Below are 3,657 nucleotides of genomic sequence, written 5' to 3'. Positions count from 1 at the left end.
GCCGACGAAGCGGAGCGCCGGGCCGCGCAGCGGGCCCTCGGCGCGGGCCGAGACCGCGACGGCGGCGTCCAGGCCGCGGATGAAGCGGCGGGCGGCCGCTATGTCGGGGTGGGCGGACGGGCCGGTGCCGGCGACGACGGGGGCCAGCAGGGCGCGCAGCTCGGCGACCCGCATCCACCACAGGAACGGTGAGCCGATGACCAGGACCGGCGCCTCGGGCGCCCGGCGTCCTTCGCCGGCCGTGGGCCGCCCGCTGCCCGGCGGGCCGTGCGCGCGGTGCGTACGGTCCTCCAGCCAGCTGTCGCAGTCCGGGGTGAGCGCTATGGCGGACGGCGCGGGGACCTCCAGGCGATCGGCGAGATCGCGTACGAGGCGGTAGAGGTCGGGGGCCGATGTCTCGGAGATCGGCACGGAGGGGCTGAGCGCGGGTCTGGCGCGCGCGACGACCGTGGTGACCAGCGCCGCCAGGAGCAGGCTGAGCACCGCGATGCCGCTGACGAACCAGCGCGTGAGGTCCCAGCCGGTGCCCGCGCCGAGATGGCCGGTCGCCCGGCCGGCGAAGAGCACCACCGCCACGGCCGCGGGCAGCAGCGCCACGGCCAGCGCGGCACCGCGGATCCGCAGCACGGCGAGGGCGCGGGCACGCGCCGCCAGGACGCCTGTTTCCGGACTTGCCACGAGCCTGTACACCCCCTGCTGTCCTGAGGAGCCGGACGGAGAGAACACGGGACGGACGTACGAAAGTTGCGCGGTGTGGTGCGAGCGAGGTCACTCATCACCACTGTGGCACCGGCCACTGACATCGCAATGCCGGTGAGCCACTTGCCGGACGTCGCCGTGGCAACCGTGCCGGATTCCGGCACGGCGGCCACACAACGCTTGCGCGGCACCCTAGTTGGGGGTGTACGTCTCGTCAGCCGGAACTTGGTGTGGTCACTCGATGGAATGGCTTTGGGCAAAGCCGGGAACCGGTGGCCGGGAGGTGTGGGCCGTGGAACGGTACGCCCCGGGCTGTCTCCACAGACCCGGGGCATATGCCCCTATGCACCGCGGGTTTCCGTCGCCTCCGCGGCCTGGTCCGCGACCTTGGCGGCGATGTCCGTGCGGTGCTGGGAGCCGTCCAGGGAGATCCGGCCCACGGCCCGGTAGGCGCGCTGCCGGGCGGTGGTGAGGTCGGCGCCGGTGGCGGTGACGGACAGCACCCGGCCGCCGGCGCTGAGCACCGCGCCGGAGTCGTCGCGCCGGGTGCCGGCGTGCAGCACGTACGCGTCCGGGGCGTCCTGTGCCACGACGTCGGCCAAGCCCTCGATGGGGTCGCCGGTGCGCGGGGTGTCCGGGTAGTTGTGGGAGGCGATGACGACCGTGACGGCCGCATCGTCGCGCCAGCGCAGCGGCGGCAGGGCGGCGAGGTTGCCGGTGGCGGCGGCGAGCAGCAGCCCGCCCAGCGGGGTCTGGAGGCGGGCGAGCACGACCTGGGTCTCCGGGTCGCCGAAGCGGGCGTTGAACTCGATCACGCGCACCCCGCGGGAGGTGATCGCCAGGCCCGCGTAGAGCAGTCCGGAGAAGGGCGTGCCACGGCGGTGCAGCTCGTCGACGGTGGGCTGCAGGACGGTGGCCATGACCTCGTCGACCAGCTTGGGGTCGGCCCAGGGCAGCGGGCTGTACGCGCCCATGCCGCCGGTGTTGGGGCCCTGGTCGCCGTCGTAGGCGCGCTTGAAGTCCTGGGCGGGCTGGAGGGGGACGACACTCTCGCCGTCGGTGATCGCGAAGAGCGAGACCTCCGGGCCGTCGAGGAACTCCTCGATGACGACGCGGTCGCAGGCCAGGGCGTGCGCGCGGGCGGCCTCGACGTCCTCGGTGACGACGACGCCCTTGCCGGCCGCCAGGCCGTCGTCCTTGACGACGTACGGGGCGCCGAAGGCGTCGAGGGCCTCGTCGATCTCGGCGGGGGTGGTGCAGACATAGCTACGGGCGGTGGGGACGGCCGCGGCGGCCATCACGTCCTTGGCGAAGGCCTTGGACCCCTCCAGCTGGGCGGCCTCGGCCGAGGGGCCGAAGACCGGGATGCCGCGCTCGCGTACGGCGTCCGCGACGCCCGCCACCAGCGGGGCCTCGGGGCCGACGACGACCAGGTCGGCCTGCAGGCCGGCGGCGAGATCGGCGACGGCCGCGCCGTCGAGGGCGTTGACCCCGTGCAATTCGGCCACCTCGGCGATGCCGGCGTTGCCGGGAGCGCAGTGCAGCGCGGTGACGTCGGGGTCGAGGGACAGGGAGCGGCACAGGGCGTGTTCGCGGGCGCCGCCGCCGATGACGAGGACCTTCACGGTGGCAGCCTAGACGAATGCACCAGAAGCCCGGACGTCGGGCTTGCCCGGATCACACAAGGGCGACGCGCGGCCGGAAACCGTCCGTCGCCGCGGTGGCAACTCTTTCGGGTGAGATACCGGCCGGCCTTATATCCGATCCCGCACCACTTCTGGGCGGAAATAACGTGATCTTGCGGTCGACGCCAGCCGTTCGGCGGTAGGAAGGGGCTGTGCGCAACGGCCGTCTCGTACGTCACGCGTGCACCGCGCGTATCCGTAGAGAGCGTAGAGAGGGAGTGCACGGGTGAGTCAGCCGGAGATGCAGCCCGAGGGACCCCCTCGGGAGGGCGCCAGCCGGGGCCGCGGCCGGAGGGATCTCGCGGGGCGGGCCTTTCCGCTCGGCGACTGGGGAGAACCGGCCGACCGCCTGGACGCGCTCTATCTCTGGACCGAGCAGGGCGCGCTGCGCGCCGCCGACTGGTATCTGCGCGACCGGCTGGCCAAGCGCCGCGGCGCGCGGGCGCTGCGGCTGGGCGCCGCGGTCGGGGTGGCGGTGAGCGGGGTGCTGCCGCTGCTGGATCTGGCCGGCGTCTGGGAGGGCGGGGCGCCCTGGGGGTGTCTGTCGCTGCTGCTGGCGGCGGTGTCTGTGGGCTGCGACCGGTATTTCGGGGTGACGGCCGGCTGGATGCGGGACCTGGCGACGGCGCAGGCGATCCACCGGCGGCTGGAGGCGCTGCAGTTCGACTGGGCGTCGGAGAATGCGCGCGAGGTGCTCGGGCCGACCGAGGGCACGGCGGGCGACGCGGCGGAGCGCTGTCTGGGGGTGCTGCGGCGGTTCAACGAGGACATCGGGGATCTGGTGCGGGCCGAAACGGCGGACTGGATGGCGGAGTTCCGGACCGGTCCGGCGCCGCGGGCCACACAGGCGATGGTGCCGTGGGCGGCGCCGCGGCAGGAGGGTGCGGGGCATCCGGGGCGTTTCGCGCTGCCGCCCCGTACGCGGCCGAACATGCCGCGGCAGCGGCCGCCGGACCGCTAGGTGCTTGGGCTGCGTCCCACGTTTTCGGCTTTCCCGCCGTGGGGGGTGTCGCTTTGCGCCTTCGGCGCGGTGCCGCTGCGCGGGGCGTTCGGGGTGCGTCCCACCTTTTTGGCTTTCCCGCCGTGGGGCGCCTTGCGCCTTCGGCGCGATGCCGCTGCGCGGGGCTTCGGGATGCGTCCCACGTTTTCGGCTTTCCCGCCGTGGGGCGCCTTGCGCCTTCGGCGCGATGCCGCTGCGCGGGGCTTCGGGGTGCGGTGACGGGCCGGAGGGGTGTGGTGTGGGGACTGCTTCGCTTTACGTCCCCACACCACA

Annotated in this window: 2 protein-coding genes and 1 pseudogene; 1 reads left to right on the top strand and 2 read right to left on the bottom strand. The window is 73.9% G+C overall.

What is annotated here, in order from left to right; genetic code table 11:
• Positions 1-678 (bottom strand): annotated as a pseudogene (locus tag DY245_RS34090) (hypothetical protein); the annotation flags it as partial.
• 362 nt (positions 679-1,040) lie between these two features.
• Positions 1,041-2,324: a phosphoribosylamine--glycine ligase gene (gene purD / locus DY245_RS34085; RefSeq protein WP_128511003.1), complete on the bottom strand. Its 1,284-nt coding sequence runs from the start codon at positions 2,322-2,324 to the stop codon at positions 1,041-1,043.
• Between the two features lie 286 nt (positions 2,325-2,610).
• Here purD and DY245_RS34080 point away from each other — a divergent pair, with 286 nt between their 5' ends.
• Positions 2,611-3,345 (top strand): SLATT domain-containing protein, encoded by a 735-nt coding sequence (locus DY245_RS34080; RefSeq protein ID WP_128511002.1) that lies wholly within the window; start codon positions 2,611-2,613, stop codon positions 3,343-3,345.
• Positions 3,346-3,657 lie beyond the last annotated feature (312 nt).

The organism is Streptomyces inhibens, assembly GCF_003389455.1.
GTDB lineage: Bacteria > Actinomycetota > Actinomycetes > Streptomycetales > Streptomycetaceae > Streptomyces > Streptomyces inhibens.
This window is presented reverse-complemented; position numbering and strand designations above follow the sequence as displayed.